The following is a 13,052-nucleotide window of genomic DNA, read 5'->3' as shown; positions in this document are numbered from 1 at the left end:
GGAATTCCAGGAAGGCGGGAGTGCGCACCCTACCCTGATCTCAGCCGCCGGCGTAATGCGCAAAATGCGCATCCCGCAATGCATCTTCGAGCAGGCGGCCTTCGGAATAGCCGCTCAGCGAGGCCGGCCGCTCGACGCCGTCGAGAAGCCGCGGACAGGGTTCCGGCCGGCCCAGCACCGTCCGCACCGGAATACGCTCGGCATAAACAGGCAGTTCATAATCCTCATCGTCGTCAGCGACACCCTTCGACCTGATCTTGGCGGAGGCCTGCTCGATTTCCATCGCGATCACCGACGTCGCCTTAATCTCCTGCGCCGTGCTTTGCCTTAACGTCGCGGTCCGATCGGGAAAGAAGCGGTCGACCATGGCGACGAGCGCGCGCTCCTTCTCCACCGCATCGGTGACGAGATAGGCGGTGCCGAAAGCCATCACGGCGCGGTAATCCGCCGAATGGTTGAAGCCGCAGCGGGCCAGCACCAGGCTGTCGAGATGGGCAACGGTAAGACAGACCCTCTCGCCCTCGGACTGGTTGCGCAGCATCCGGCTGGCGCTGCTGCCATGCCAGTACAGCCTGCTCCCTTCCCGCCAGAAGAATGTCGGCGTGCAATAGGGCTGGCCGTCGATCACGTAGGAGACGTGGCACAGCATCGAGGCGTCGAGCAGGCCGTGCACGGTGGCGTGATCGTAGAAGCCGCGATCATGACGGCGCTTCACCTGGTTGCGCGGCGATAACGGATACACGTCGGCAGTCACGGCTTCGGTCACGGCAGCTCCTGTTGGATCGGTGAGCGGTCGTTGAGAGTTGTACCGGCCAATTTGGTCTGCGATAGTGCCAATTCGATGCGAAAAATTCCGACCAATTCCGCGCCGGCGCGACGCAAGGCCGAACTCGCGCTCGATCTCTCCGGCCCCCACGTGACGCCGGGCGCCTCAGCCCCGCACCGGCTCTATCAGGCGCTGTGCCACGCCATCACGGGCGGAATTGCAAAGCCCGGCGAGCCGCTGCCGCCGTCGCGCACGCTTGCGAAGCAGACCGGCTTCCGCCGCAACGCCGTCACGTCAGCCTATGAGCGCCTGATCGCGGACGGTTTTGCGGTAGCCACCGTCGGTTCCGGCACTTTCGTCGCAACGCGCATTCCCGCCCGCGTCCATGACGCTCGCAGGACGAAGATCGCGATCGAGCCGCCGCAACAAGGCCCGCTGGCGCTCGGCTGCACGCACATCGACGAAAGGGCGCTGCAGCGCTTCAGGTCGTTGGCCGGCCGGCGCATGCGCGCGTTCGGCACCGAGCACCTCCAGTACGGCGACCCCAGGGGCAGCCGCGAACTCCGCGCCGCGATCGCCGATCATTTGTTGTCGGCGCGTGGGCTGCGCTGCGATCCCGACCAGATCATGCTGACGTCGGGAACGCAGCATAGCTTACGGATCGTGCTGGGCGCGATCCTGAAATCCGGCGATCAGATCTGGTGCGAAGACCCCGGCTATCCCGCCGCACGAAGGGCGATCGAGCATTGCGGCCTGCGGCCCATCTCGGTGCCGGTCGACGCTTCGGGCCTGATCGCGGCCAGGGGCCGGGCCCTCGCTCCTTCGGCTGGCGCGGCCTATGTGACACCGTCGCATCAGTTTCCGCTCGGCGTGCAGATGTCGATGGCGCGGCGGCTCGAACTGCTCGACTGGGCAAGGGATGCCGGCGCCTTCGTGATCGAAGACGACTACGACAGCGAATTTCGATACGACGGCGCGCCGTTGCTGTCGCTCGCCGGCATCGATCATCTCTCGCGCGTCATCTACATGGGCACGTTTGCAAAGACATTGTTCCCCGGATTGCGCATCGGCTACTGCGCTCTGCCCGAGCGGCTCGTCGGGCCGGTGACGACAGCCCGTGCCGCGCTCGACCGTTTTCCCGGCACGCTGCTCGAAGGCGCCGTCGCAGACATGCTGAATTCCGGCGCGTTCGCGGCCAACCTTCGCCGGGTGCGCGGGATCTATCGCGAAGCGCGAGACGTTCTGGCTTCGACCCTCTCGGCGGCATCGCAGGGAAAACTCTCGGTCCCGATGCCCTCGCAGGGCCTGCATCTGGTTGCGCAGTTCGATCCATCCGTCGATCCGCGTATCGCCGCGCAGGCCAAGGCGGAGGCCGGCGTCGCAGGTTGGCTGCTGGCGGAAACTTATTTCCGCACACGCCCGCTTCCAGGCTTTGTCCTCGGCTTTGCCGGCCACAAGCTGCCACAACTGATCGCGTCGGCCGAGCGACTCGCGACGTCATCGCTGGCCGCCTTGCAGGCAAATGGCAAGCCGAACAACGCTGGAACTGCCAAGGTCAAACGGCTGAAGGCCGTGACGTGACCGCTCTCGCCGGCCGGCACCCTATCAGAATCGCGGCCGCGTCACTAAGCTCGATGCTCAAAATCAACTTCACGAACGGAAATGCCCAATGCCTGGCCATCGCAACGTCTCGTATCTCGTCATCGGTGCATTGATCGCAGGCGTGCTCGGCTATGCAACGACGGCCCTCGCTCAGACGGTCTCGCGCGAGCAAGACATTGTCGACCTCAGGCTCGGCCAGCGCGTCCTGGTCGATGATGGATCGTGTCCGACGGGACAAATCAAGGAAGTCCAGGGCTCGCAAATGACGACGTCAGGCGTGCTCCGCACCCGCAAGTGCATTCCGCGGCTGGGGACCAAAAAGCGCTAGCGGCGATCACGCCGGCCTAGAACATGCCGTTATTGTTGGCGGCCTTCTCGGGAATTTCCTGCACGACATCCCAGTGCTCGACAATCTTGCCGTTCTCCAGCCTGAAAATGTCGACGATGGCGCGGCCGCGCGTGCCTTTCTCGCGCACGCTATGGACGTGGACGATCACGTAGTCGCCATCGGCAAAAGCGCGCTTGATCTCGCTGCGGGAGTCCGGAAATTTCTCGCGCAGGAAACCGAGGAAGGCCTTGAAGCCCTCGATGCCATCCGGCGCCGTCGGATTGTGCTGAATATAATGCGGCCCGAAAAACTTCGCCGCGGCATCAAAATCCTTCCGATTTAGCGCCGCATCGTAAAACTCGAGCACGGTCTTCTTATTGGCCTCCTGCACCGCTGCGTCGGCAGCGAACGCCGGAGATGTGGCCAGCGAGAATAGGCCGATCAGGCCGACAAAAAGAGGTTTCATGAGAGCTCCTTGTGCAATCGGTCTCGATACGGAGCCTAACCTAGCAGCCTACTGGTTCGTCGCCGGCTCGAACATGCATTGCAGCGTCGGCTTGGCGATCTTGGTGAAGGTCGGGCCGATCAGGGATTGCTTCGACGCCGGCACCCACGCGGTCTCGATCGTCGGCACCCCGGTCTCGCTGATGCCGCGCAACAGCGCTTCGCGCAGATCGGCATCTTCCACGGTTGCGGCGGCGTAGTCGTGCAGGCAGCCGCAAACGGTTTCGGGGTGCGCCCAGCGTCCGACCATATGGGGCGCGCAGAGCCGCACGAACTCGCCGCGCGGATCGGGCATCTTGAAAAAGGAACGGAACGAGGTCTGCGGCGGCTGAAACTGGACTTGAGCCTGTGCCGCGCCGCTGAGAAGAAGAGACGCAAAGATAACAGCAGAACAGATGCGTACGAACATACCGAGCCTTTATCGGCGATCTCGTTGCAAAGGATCCGCTACGCTCAGTTGGCGGCCACGACCATCGGTAGCGGCGCCGGAGCCGCAACCGGCGAGCCGTTATAGGCGAAGGTGCCAATCCCCGGCAGGCCCTGATCCGAAGAACCAGCCATCGAGGGACCAGCCAGGGCGAAGACCAAGGCGAGGATGAAGCTGATGGTCCGCATCTGACTGTCTCCGGTTATCGGTGGTCGGCGGTGCCCGCCGTCTCGTTGGCCACCTGATAACTGTCGGCTGTTTCCAGGCATCTGCGCCAAAAGCGAAAAATGGTTTCGTCGCGCAGGAGAATTGTTTCGTCAGCCCTGTCCGACGAAACAATAGCGGGAAAAATCCAATGAATTCAGCCGGGCCGCTCGTACTTGAGATGCTCAGGCTGAACTTCGCAAGCTGGCCATTGCGGCCACTTTGGCCCTCGTCCAATGACCGAGAACCGCCTCGCTCGCTGGCAGATCGGATGAACCGAAGCTTCGATCCGGCCGACTCAGCGAATGCCACGCAACCTTCCGCGTGCCTGTGCGTTGTGACCCTTCTTCAACAAAAGGACAGCAGTCGTGGGCAATGGCAACAGTGCACCCCCGACCCGCAAACCCGGCCAGCCGGTGGGTGAAAATTTGTCTGGAAGTAACGGCCCTGAACAGCGGATCAATGCTTCCCTGAAGACAGAGCGCCACGGAAAAGCCTCAGAGCATCCTGTGAGCCTTTGTGGCGCGATGTCGCAACAAGGCGGCGAATTTCGCGGCAATGTCTCGGCGCCGCAGAAATTCGTGCATCTGGTCGGCTGCCGCGACCGCAAGGTCGGGCCCGGCCTGGAGGCCCGCCAATATTCCAATCCGCTCAAGCGGTAAGCTCGATGCCCTGATCCGATCTCGGATCCGGCCGGGCTTACTGGATGAATTCACCGCATTTCTGAACCGCGGCCTCAGTGGCACCCCAGGGCATGATCGGCACTGAGGAGGTGGAGTTTTTGGGCGAGCCTTCGATCAATTTGTCCGAATAGACCATGTAGACCAGCACATTGCGTTTAGCGTCGCAGCCGCGAACGATCTGCATCTTCTTGAAGAACAGCGAGCGGCGCTGCCGGAACATATCGTCGCCCTGCTCCAACCTGTGCTTGAACTTGACCGGGCCGATCTGACGGCACGCCAACGAGATATCCGAGACCTCTTCGGCAAGGCCGAGCCAGCCCTTGAAGCCGCCCTTTTCCGGCACCGTGAAGTGACAGGCCACCCCCTCGACCTCGGGGTCATCGACCGCATAGGTCGCGAGCTTGTCGTTGGGGCTAAGCCATTTGAAGACCGTCGAACGGCGAAAGATCAAGTCAGGCTCTTCCGCGGCTGACGCCGGTGCCGCCTGCCACAATGTCAGCGCCAATACCACCAAGGCCAGAATTTCCCACTTCTTGTTACGCTTAACGATGGCCTTGGATGTCATTGATATCTCCGCTGAAGGGCTCGCCGCCTATGTAGTGCCGGGATGTTGCAGAGGAAGGCCGCTAGCGGACTTGGAGGCCTCAGTGCTGCCTTATGGATGGCGTCAGATTGAGCGAGCCAGTGTTTAACGGAATGTGAGGCTTTTTTGCTACGATCGGGGCGAAAAGCGCTGCAATTAGAAGGCCTACGCTGGTGAACGCTTTTCGCCTCTGCGACAACAAACGGATTGGCAGGACGGTGGATTCGAGTACCTGGATTTGAGGGTTATGCGCGTGAGCGGGCATCGGTTTTTCACTGCGAGTACTCCGGGCGCGACGCTTTCGAAGCAGCGATTTTGGCAGATTGCGATGTTGACCGCGGCCGGCATCGTCGCCGCCGCTCCCCAAGCCGACGCAGCCCTGTTTTACTGGCAGGATTCCGATCCGGGCTATTACCGGCCCTTGCCGCCGATGCAGCCGCGCAAACCAAAGACACGCCGGCCGTCAGCCAAAACCGAGACGGCCATCAAGGAAACCAACGCCAAACCGCAGGGGCCGCTGATCATCGCGATCTCGATCGAGCAGCAGAAGGTCCGCGTCTACGACGCCAATGGGTTGTTCGCCGAAAGCCCCGTGTCGACGGGCACGAAGGGCCATCCGACCCCAATGGGCGTATTCAGCATCATCCAGAAGCATAAGATGCACCGCTCCAACATCTATAGCGGCGCGCCGATGCCTTACATGCAGCGCATCACCTGGTCGGGGATTGCGCTGCATGCCGGCATGCTGCCGGGCTATCCGGCGTCGCATGGCTGCATTCGCATGCCAACCGCTTTTGCCATGAAGATGTGGAACTGGACCCGGATGGGGGCGCGCGTCATCATCACGCCCGGCCAGATCACGCCTGCCAGTTTCTCGCACCCGTTGCTGGTGGCGCAGAAAGTCGTCCCGCAGCCGCTCATCGCCGACGACCCCACGACCGATGCGCCCGCGGTAAAGGGCGACAAGGGCGCGGACGCAGGCCATGCGGAGCCAAGCCTCGAACTCCGATCGACCGTCGGCCACGCGGCGCCGCTGGGCGAACGGACCCACACGGCTGATGCCGGCAGCACTCGGCCAACGAGCGCCGTCGTGACCATGTCCGACGCAACGCCTGTCGGTGATACATCGAGCGCGGAGGCAAAGGCGGACCCGTCGAAATCCGAGCCAGCTATCTCGGCAGCCGGTGCGCCTACGAAGGCGATCGCTGATACTCCGGCTGCGTCGGTTGTTGCGCCTGAGGTCAAGAAGGATACCGCGCGTCTGCCAGGTGCGGACAAAGGTCCCAGGGCCGAACCGCCCAGGCGTCCTGGCCTGATCGCGGTGTTCGTCAGCCGCAAGGATTCCAAGCTGTACGTCCGCGAGAGCTTCAAGCCCCTGTTCGATTTGCCGGTGACGATTGCGCCGAGCGACCGGCCGCTTGGCACCCATGTGTTCACCGTCGCGGCTGACAAGAACGATCCCAACCTGTTGCGCTGGTCGGTGGTCTCGCTGCCGGTCACGGCCCGCAACGCTGCGCGGATCGATAGCACCGAGCCCGCTGCGCGGCGCGGCAGGATGTCCGGCGCAGCGCTTGCCGAGGCAAAACTGCTGCCGGCGGCGAACAGTCCGGCCGAGGCGCTGGACCGCATCGCCGTCGCTCCCGAGGCGATTGCGCGGATCGCCGAGATGCTGACCACCGGCAGTTCGATCGTGGTATCCGATCACGGCATCAACACAGGCGGCGAAACCGGCGAAGGCACCGACTTCATCGTCCCGCTGCGCATGGTCCAGCCATAACGGCTTGTTGAGGGGCGGAGGCCCGCGCATTGCGCTATGGTTCGGTCGCTAAAGCGCAGCCCGAGGCTTTTCATGATGAACCGCAGGAGCGTGATGACCGCGGCGCTGGTCGCGATCGCAGGCATGGCCTCGAGCAAGCAATCCCTGGCGCAGGCCGGCATGAGTCGAATCACGGCTTACGCATTTTCGTTTCCGGGATTGGCCGGCGGCGACATCAGGCTTTCCGAATTTGCCGGCCGGCCGATCCTGATCGTCAACACCGCTTCGCTCTGCGGCTTCACCCCGCAATATGGCGGACTGCAGGAATTGTGGACCGAGTTCGGCAGCCGCGGCCTGATGATCGTCGGCGTTCCCTCCAATGATTTCGGCGGCCAGGAGCCGGGCGGCGCGACCGAAATCACCGCGACGGCGCAGAGCCACCATGTCACGTTTCCGATCGCCGCGAAGGCGGTCGTCAAGGGACCGAACGCCCATCCGTTCTACAAATGGGCGGCAGAGGCGCGACTGAAGGAAGTTCCACGCTGGAACTTCCACAAATACCTGATCGGCCGCGACGGCTACATCGCCGACGTCTTCCCGGAATCCATCGAACCCGTAGATACACGGGTCAAAACCGCAGTCGCACGGGCCTTGGCTGCTTCCTGAATTAACCGCCTCGGGGACAAAATCCGTTGCGTGTGATCGCGACGGTTGCATTGGCGCGCGTGCTCCAACTAGGCTACTGTGCGTCGGGGGATGGAGGCAGACCGGACGACGGCAGCGCCACCGACCGGGTGCGGGATTCTAATTTGGGGAAAACAGGATGCGTATTGGGGCGGGGGTGATCGTTGCAGCGGTTTCGCTGCTGGTATCAAACGCGGCGTGGTCGCAGGTTCCACCCGCCAAAGGCGTGACCGCGCCTCAGGCAGCAGCGGCACCAGTTCCGCCGCCAGCGCCTGTCTCGACCCGTCCGCCTTGCAACAATCCGAACGCGCTTGGCATCGGCCGCACGGTCGAGATCGACACGACCGGCGGTCCCGGCTTCGGCTTCGAGCATTTCAAGGAGCTCGACTTCCTTCGCGACAAGGAAGTGGTGCTGACCTTCGACGACGGCCCGTGGCCGGTGAATACGCCTGCAGTCCTGAAGACGCTCGCGGAGGAATGCACTACCGGCATTTTCTTCCCGATCGGCAAGCACGCCACCTACTATCCCGAAATCCTCAGGCAGGTGATGGCGGCCGGCCATTCGATCGGATCGCACACCTGGTCGCATGCCGCCCTCGTCAACAAGAAGCTGAACGACCAGCAGCGCAAGGACGAAATCGAGAAAGGCTTCAGCGCCGTGAAATGGGCACTCGGCGGCAAGGCGCCGGCGCCGTTCTTCCGCTTCCCCGCACTGCAGCACCCGCCGGAGATGGTCACCTATCTTGGCGACCGCAACATCGGGATTTTCTCCTGCGACCTCGATTCCTTCGACTTCAAGGCGAGCAAGGCTCAGACCATCATCGACACCGTGATGCGCAAGGTCGAGAAGAACGGCAAAGGCATCATCTTGATGCACGACTTCCAGAAGCACACCGCGGAAGCCCTGCCCGAGCTTCTAAAGAAGCTGAAGGCCGGCGGCTACAAGGTGGTGGCGATGCGCGCCAAGACGCCGGTACAGACCATCGCCCAGTATGACGAGGACATCGTCAAGGATCTGAAGCTGCCGACCGTGAGCTCGCGCCCGGTTTCCAGCGTCGTCCAGACGATCTCGGAATAGTAGCGGCGCGACGCGGCCCGTGCCGGCGCTGCGCATCGAAGGCTATGTCATCGTCTCCGCGGACGGCATGCTGGCGGATGCCCGCAACATCATGCCGGACGAATTGAAGTTCGAGGGCGACAAGGCGTTTTTTACCGCCGCCCTCGACCGCGCCGACCTGATCCTGCACGGCCGCAGTTCCTATGAGGATCAGCCGAACTCGCCGCGGCGCAAGCGGGTCATCCTGACGCGCAAGGTCGAGGCGATTGCTCCCGACCCGTCCAATCCGAAAGCTACGCTGTGGAATCCCGCGGGCGCTTCGTTCGAAGCCGCCTGCCATCATGCAGGCGTGGATACCGGCACCGTCGCCGTAATCGGTGGCCCAGGCGTGTTCGGCATGTTCATGGACCGCTACGACGTGTTCTGGCTCTCGCAAGCGCCGCATGTCCGGCTACCCGGCGGCGAACCCTGCTTCCCTGGAGTCCCTGCCCGTTCGCCGCAGGAAATCCTTGCCGCGCACGGACTGCGCGCCGGCAAGCCGCAGATGCTTGATGCAGCGCACGAGGTCACCGTCACGCCGTGGCGGCGCGGCGCGTAGGGCGTCATCCTTTCGTCCAATCAATCTCGCCGTAAGCCAACCCGTGGCCAGAGATCGCTTGACAGCGCGCGGGCGCGGTTCCAACCTCAAAAGAAAAAGAAAAACATACGTCATCATCGGGAGGACCACGACATGTTGAGGCGCGCTTCAACTATGCTTGCAGCGGTGACTCTTGGGTTCGTCACTGCTTTGACCGGGCCGGCTCAGGCCCAAACCACCGAAAAGCCGCTAGTGCTGAAGGGTCAATCGACCCACCCTGCATCCTCGAACTTCCATCTCATCTTCAAGCTTTGGGCCGAGACCGTCGAAAAAATGACGGCTGGACGCCTCAAGATCGAGACGCTGCCGGCGGGAGCGATCGTGCCGCCGTTCGAGGTATTCGATGCCACTTCCAAGAACGTTCTCGATGTCGGCATGGGGCCGTTCGGCTACATCCTCGGCCGCAACACCGCGACGATACCGATGTCGCATGGTCCGCTGTTCGGTATGGACGGCTCGGACTACTGGGCCTGGTACTATGACGGCGGCGGCATGAAGCTGCTCGACGAGTTCTATCGCGACGTCCTCAAGCTCAACGTCGTCGGCTTCCCGATCCCGACCGATTACCCGCAGGGAATGGGCTGGTTCAAGAAGGAGATCAACAGTCTCAGCGACCTCAAGGGCCTGAAGTACCGGATCTACGGCATCGGTGCGGAAACCTACGGCAGGCTCGGCGTGTCGGTCGTCACCATTCCCGGCGGCGAAATCGTGCCCGCCATGGAGCGCGGCGTGATCGAGGGCGCCGAATGGATCAACTGCGAGGAAGACAAGAAGCTCGGCCTGCATCAGGTGGCCAAGCACTACTACACGCCGGGCATGCACGAGCCGGTCACCGGCGGCCAGTTGATGATCAACGGTGACGTCTGGAAGAAGCTCACACCTGATCTGCAGGAGATCATCAAGGTGGCGAGCGTCTATGCCACGACGCAACGCAACTTCGCCTTCAATCGCGAGACGGCGCATGCTTGCCAGGACCTGATCAAGGCGGGCGTTCAGATGCATCGCACGCCCGACGAGATCCTGAAGAACTTCCTCGACGAGTGGGAGAAGATCCAGGCGGAGCACGCGGCAAAGAACCCCTTCTACAAGAAGGTGATCGATAGCCAGAAGAGCTATGCCGAACAGATCGTGCCGTTCAAGCTCTCCTGGTTCCCGCCGTACAATTTCGCCGGCGAGTATTACTGGAAGAGCAAGATCTACCTGACCAAGAAGTGATCTCTCTTGCCGCATGAAGCGGAGGTGCTGGTGTTCGTACCGCCGGACGCCAGCACCGTATGAAGAGGAGTGATCATGGCGGCGGACAGCAGCAGTGCTTCGGTCCCGGGCAATCCGGGGGGCGAGTTCCCGCGCGCCTTTTATGGGATTATACGGGCGATCGACCGCTTCACCGACGTGACCGGCAGGTTCATTGCTCTAACGATGCTGTTTCTGATGGTGACGATCTCGTACGAGGTCGTCATGCGCTACGGATTCAACGCGCCGACCGTTTGGGTTTATGAGTCGAGCTTCATGGCAAATGGTTCGGCCTTCATGCTCGGGGCCGCATATGCGCTGTTGAAAGGCGCACACGTTCGCACCGACATCTATTGGGAGAATTACTCGGAGCGAAAGAAGGGCGTCGTCGACCTAATCTCCTACTTGTTATTTTTTTATCCGGCCATGATCACATTCATGCTGATCAGCATTGACGACGCCTTGCACTCCTATGACACCGGCGAGCGCTCGCAGGAAAGCGTTTGGCGCGCGATCATGTGGCCGTTCCGGGCCACGATCCCCCTGGCAGCCCTTCTTCTCATGATCCAGGGCATCTCCGAAGTACTGAAGTGCTGGTACCAGGTCCAGTTCGGGCGCGAGTTCGTGCACAGAGAAAAGATCGAGATATGACGGGACTCGAACTTCTCGGACTTGTCATGCTCCTTGTGATGCTGGGAGCGATCTTCATCGGCCTGCCGATCAGCTTCACGCTGCTGTTCCTGGCGCTGATGTTCGGCTACGTCGGGATGGGCGAGCGGGTCTTCAACCTCGCCTACCTCCAGACCATTGGCCTCATGAAGCAGGACGAACTCGTCGCAGTTCCGATGTTCATTCTGATGGGGTTCATCTGCGATCAGGCCGGACTGATGGAGCGACTGTTCAAAGCGTTCCGCGACCTGTTTGCACCGATCAATGGCGCGCTCTACGTGGTCGTCATCCTCACAGCGACGCTGTTCGGCATCGCCGCCGGAACCGTCGGCGCGACGGTTACGCTCCTCGGCATCATGGCCGGGCCGATGATGATCCGGGCGGGTTATGACGTGCGCATGTCGGCCGGCGCAATTGCCGCCGGTGGCACGCTTGGCATCCTGATCCCGCCGTCGGTGATGCTGGTCGTCATGGCGCCCGTGCTGGATATCTCGATTATCGATCTCTATGCGGCCGCCTTCGGCCCGGGCTTCCTGCTGTCCGCCATGTTCATCGCCTACACCTTGATACGCTCTCACTTCAATCCGAAGCTCGGCCCGCCCGTGCCGATCGAGGATCGGCCCGATTCGATGCGGATCGTGCTGTGGGAGTGTGTGGTCGGTCTTGTGCCGGTTACAGTACTGACGATCCTGACCCTCGGCGCCATCCTCGCCGGAATCACAACGGCGGCAGAGGCCGCGGCGTTTGGCGCACTGGGGTCAATCGTCCTCGTCATTGCCTACGGCCGGTTCTCGTGGCGCGGGTTGCTCGATGCCTGCTACGGCACACTTGCAACGACCAGCATGGTGCTCCTCCTCGCGGTAGCCTCCAACGTGTTCGGTTCGGTCTTCTCATGGCTCGGGACGGCAACCTGGATGACCAATGCCTTGCTGGCCTCGCCGTTGCCGGCCTGGGGCACCATGTCCCTGCTCCTGGGCCTGATCTTCCTGCTCGGCTGGCCATTCGAATGGCCGGCCATCGTGTTCATCTTCCTGCCGATGCTGGCGCCGGTGGCCAAGGGCTTGGGCTACGACATGGTCTGGTTCGGTTGCCTCGTCGCGGTCGTGCTGCAAACCGCCTTCCTGTCTCCGCCGGTCGCGATGTCAGCCTATTATCTCAAGCAGGTCGTCAAGGAGTGGAACCTGAGAATGATCTACCGCGGCATGGCCGACTTTATGGTCATCCAGTGCGTCTGCGTGGTCCTGGTGCTGGCCTTCCCGGCGATCGCGATGTGGTTCCCGCAATGGTTGCAGGCGCGCAGGATTGCAGCACGCACCGCGCAGATCGAACACGTCGCGCCGCCGCCGAATGCGGCCGCAGCGCTCGATGGCCCACGCGTTGCGATCCGGAATTTCTGAGCGCGGTTAGATGTCCCCGTAGGCCGGCTCGTTCGGCCGCGGACCCTTGCCGTAGCCTGCGATCATGAACAGGGCGCCGATGATCGACAGGTTCTTCAGAGCCTCGATCAGCGTCTTGGCATTTTCGGGCGCTGGCTGATTCCAGAAATCGTGGAAATAGAAGGTCGTGGCGAGCACGAAGAAGATCAAAAGGATCGCGAAGAAGCGCGCGCCGAAATTGACCGCGATCATCAGGCCGGCGAGGATTTCGAAACCGCCGACGCCGACCGCCAGCAATTGCGGCATCGGCATGCCCGCCATGGTTTCGAGCTGCGAGGTATAGGGCGCAAGCAGCGCCGGAATCGTCACCTTGGATGCGATGAAGTCTGCCGTCTGCTGTATCGCGAAAAGCTTGGTCGCTCCCGTATACATGAAGAGCACGGCGAACAGGACTCGCCCGAAGGTAACTAACGCTGGCATGGGATCGGCCTCACTGAATGGCATGCAAAGGTTGCAGGCGGCGCGAAACGATTATGGGCGTTT

General features: G+C 62.2%; 16 protein-coding genes. 10 read left to right on the top strand and 6 right to left on the bottom strand.

Going from position 1 to position 13,052, the window contains the following annotated elements:
• Nucleotides 1-40: 40 nt before the first annotated feature.
• Complete coding sequence (locus KJQ96_RS08340; protein WP_213286190.1) at nucleotides 41-766, bottom strand: pyridoxamine 5'-phosphate oxidase family protein; 726 nt, start codon at nucleotides 764-766, stop codon at nucleotides 41-43.
• Between the two features lie 75 nt (nucleotides 767-841).
• Here KJQ96_RS08340 and KJQ96_RS08335 point away from each other — a divergent pair, with 75 nt between their 5' ends.
• Together KJQ96_RS08335 and KJQ96_RS08330 are read left to right on the top strand one after the other, a co-directional pair.
• Nucleotides 842-2,347, top strand: a complete 1,506-nt coding sequence (locus KJQ96_RS08335) for a PLP-dependent aminotransferase family protein (RefSeq protein WP_213286189.1) — start codon at nucleotides 842-844, stop codon at nucleotides 2,345-2,347.
• A gap of 88 nt (nucleotides 2,348-2,435) precedes the next feature.
• Nucleotides 2,436-2,696, top strand: a complete 261-nt coding sequence (locus tag KJQ96_RS08330) for a DUF6719 family protein (RefSeq protein ID WP_213286188.1) — start codon at nucleotides 2,436-2,438, stop codon at nucleotides 2,694-2,696.
• A gap of 16 nt (nucleotides 2,697-2,712) precedes the next feature.
• Here the strand turns inward: KJQ96_RS08330 and KJQ96_RS08325 are convergent, their stop codons facing one another.
• Genes KJQ96_RS08325 through KJQ96_RS08315 form a run of 3 tightly spaced genes read right to left on the bottom strand, consistent with a single transcriptional unit; the run spans nucleotide 2,713 to nucleotide 3,815 of the window.
• On the bottom strand, nucleotides 2,713-3,162 hold the full coding sequence (locus KJQ96_RS08325) for an ester cyclase (RefSeq protein WP_213286187.1): 450 nt from the start codon (nucleotides 3,160-3,162) through the stop codon (nucleotides 2,713-2,715).
• A gap of 48 nt (nucleotides 3,163-3,210) precedes the next feature.
• On the bottom strand, nucleotides 3,211-3,609 hold the full coding sequence (locus tag KJQ96_RS08320; RefSeq protein WP_213286185.1) for a hypothetical protein: 399 nt from the start codon (nucleotides 3,607-3,609) through the stop codon (nucleotides 3,211-3,213).
• 44 nt (nucleotides 3,610-3,653) lie between these two features.
• Nucleotides 3,654-3,815, bottom strand: coding sequence for a hypothetical protein (locus KJQ96_RS08315; protein ID WP_213286184.1), 162 nt, complete (start codon nucleotides 3,813-3,815; stop codon nucleotides 3,654-3,656).
• Between the two features lie 384 nt (nucleotides 3,816-4,199).
• Between KJQ96_RS08315 and KJQ96_RS08310 the strand changes: the two genes are divergently transcribed.
• Nucleotides 4,200-4,493, top strand: a complete 294-nt coding sequence (locus KJQ96_RS08310) for a hypothetical protein (RefSeq protein ID WP_213286183.1) — start codon at nucleotides 4,200-4,202, stop codon at nucleotides 4,491-4,493.
• A 37-nt stretch (nucleotides 4,494-4,530) separates the two neighbouring features.
• On the opposite strand, the gene KJQ96_RS08305 is transcribed toward KJQ96_RS08310, so the two are convergent.
• On the bottom strand, nucleotides 4,531-5,079 hold the full coding sequence (locus KJQ96_RS08305; RefSeq protein ID WP_213286181.1) for a CreA family protein: 549 nt from the start codon (nucleotides 5,077-5,079) through the stop codon (nucleotides 4,531-4,533).
• A 346-nt stretch (nucleotides 5,080-5,425) separates the two neighbouring features.
• Here KJQ96_RS08305 and KJQ96_RS08300 point away from each other — a divergent pair, with 346 nt between their 5' ends.
• From KJQ96_RS08300 to KJQ96_RS08270, 7 genes are all read left to right on the top strand, one after another.
• Nucleotides 5,426-6,874 carry a L,D-transpeptidase gene (locus tag KJQ96_RS08300; RefSeq protein WP_249733842.1) on the top strand — a complete coding sequence of 483 codons (1,449 nt, stop codon included), beginning with the start codon at nucleotides 5,426-5,428 and terminating at the stop codon, nucleotides 6,872-6,874.
• A 72-nt stretch (nucleotides 6,875-6,946) separates the two neighbouring features.
• Nucleotides 6,947-7,519, top strand: coding sequence for a glutathione peroxidase (locus KJQ96_RS08295; RefSeq protein ID WP_213286179.1), 573 nt, complete (start codon nucleotides 6,947-6,949; stop codon nucleotides 7,517-7,519).
• Between the two features lie 157 nt (nucleotides 7,520-7,676).
• Nucleotides 7,677-8,615, top strand: coding sequence for a polysaccharide deacetylase family protein (locus tag KJQ96_RS08290; protein WP_213286178.1), 939 nt, complete (start codon nucleotides 7,677-7,679; stop codon nucleotides 8,613-8,615).
• A gap of 67 nt (nucleotides 8,616-8,682) precedes the next feature.
• A complete protein-coding gene (locus KJQ96_RS08285; RefSeq protein ID WP_213286245.1) occupies nucleotides 8,683-9,192 on the top strand; it encodes a dihydrofolate reductase in 510 nt (169 codons plus the stop codon).
• Between the two features lie 132 nt (nucleotides 9,193-9,324).
• Nucleotides 9,325-10,446 carry a TRAP transporter substrate-binding protein gene (locus tag KJQ96_RS08280; RefSeq protein WP_213286177.1) on the top strand — a complete coding sequence of 374 codons (1,122 nt, stop codon included), beginning with the start codon at nucleotides 9,325-9,327 and terminating at the stop codon, nucleotides 10,444-10,446.
• A 75-nt stretch (nucleotides 10,447-10,521) separates the two neighbouring features.
• A complete protein-coding gene (locus KJQ96_RS08275; RefSeq protein WP_213286176.1) occupies nucleotides 10,522-11,115 on the top strand; it encodes a TRAP transporter small permease subunit in 594 nt (197 codons plus the stop codon).
• Nucleotides 11,112-12,530 carry a TRAP transporter large permease subunit gene (locus KJQ96_RS08270; protein WP_213286175.1) on the top strand — a complete coding sequence of 473 codons (1,419 nt, stop codon included), beginning with the start codon at nucleotides 11,112-11,114 and terminating at the stop codon, nucleotides 12,528-12,530. The genes KJQ96_RS08275 and KJQ96_RS08270 overlap by 4 nt, the downstream gene beginning before the upstream one ends.
• A 6-nt stretch (nucleotides 12,531-12,536) precedes the next feature.
• On the opposite strand, the gene KJQ96_RS08265 is transcribed toward KJQ96_RS08270, so the two are convergent.
• Entirely contained in the window at nucleotides 12,537-12,989 is a 453-nt protein-coding gene (locus KJQ96_RS08265; RefSeq protein ID WP_028346415.1) for a DoxX family protein, read from the bottom strand.
• Nucleotides 12,990-13,052 lie beyond the last annotated feature (63 nt).

The sequence above is a fragment of the Bradyrhizobium sp. sGM-13 genome (genome assembly GCF_018398875.1).
Lineage (GTDB): Bacteria > Pseudomonadota > Alphaproteobacteria > Rhizobiales > Xanthobacteraceae > Bradyrhizobium.
The sequence above is the reverse complement of the archived record's forward strand: the minus strand, read 5'-3'. Positions and strand labels throughout refer to the sequence as shown.

Excerpts from the sequence above, each read along its gene's own strand:
- KJQ96_RS08335 (WP_213286189.1), top strand. The coding sequence starts at position 842 with ATGCGAAAAATTCCGACCAATTCCGCGCCGGCGCGACGCAAGGCCGAA.
- KJQ96_RS08320 (WP_213286185.1), bottom strand. The coding sequence starts at position 3,609 with ATGTTCGTACGCATCTGTTCTGCTGTTATCTTTGCGTCTCTTCTTCTC.
- KJQ96_RS08325 (WP_213286187.1), bottom strand. The coding sequence starts at position 3,162 with ATGAAACCTCTTTTTGTCGGCCTGATCGGCCTATTCTCGCTGGCCACA.
- KJQ96_RS08290 (WP_213286178.1), top strand. The coding sequence starts at position 7,677 with ATGCGTATTGGGGCGGGGGTGATCGTTGCAGCGGTTTCGCTGCTGGTA.
- KJQ96_RS08305 (WP_213286181.1), bottom strand. The coding sequence starts at position 5,079 with ATGACATCCAAGGCCATCGTTAAGCGTAACAAGAAGTGGGAAATTCTG.
- KJQ96_RS08330 (WP_213286188.1), top strand. The coding sequence starts at position 2,436 with ATGCCTGGCCATCGCAACGTCTCGTATCTCGTCATCGGTGCATTGATC.
- KJQ96_RS08295 (WP_213286179.1), top strand. The coding sequence starts at position 6,947 with ATGATGAACCGCAGGAGCGTGATGACCGCGGCGCTGGTCGCGATCGCA.
- KJQ96_RS08300 (WP_249733842.1), top strand. The coding sequence starts at position 5,426 with ATGTTGACCGCGGCCGGCATCGTCGCCGCCGCTCCCCAAGCCGACGCA.
- KJQ96_RS08315 (WP_213286184.1), bottom strand. The coding sequence starts at position 3,815 with ATGCGGACCATCAGCTTCATCCTCGCCTTGGTCTTCGCCCTGGCTGGT.
- KJQ96_RS08275 (WP_213286176.1), top strand. The coding sequence starts at position 10,522 with ATGGCGGCGGACAGCAGCAGTGCTTCGGTCCCGGGCAATCCGGGGGGC.
- KJQ96_RS08285 (WP_213286245.1), top strand. The coding sequence starts at position 8,683 with ATGCTGGCGGATGCCCGCAACATCATGCCGGACGAATTGAAGTTCGAG.
- KJQ96_RS08270 (WP_213286175.1), top strand. The coding sequence starts at position 11,112 with ATGACGGGACTCGAACTTCTCGGACTTGTCATGCTCCTTGTGATGCTG.
- KJQ96_RS08265 (WP_028346415.1), bottom strand. The coding sequence starts at position 12,989 with ATGCCAGCGTTAGTTACCTTCGGGCGAGTCCTGTTCGCCGTGCTCTTC.
- KJQ96_RS08280 (WP_213286177.1), top strand. The coding sequence starts at position 9,325 with ATGTTGAGGCGCGCTTCAACTATGCTTGCAGCGGTGACTCTTGGGTTC.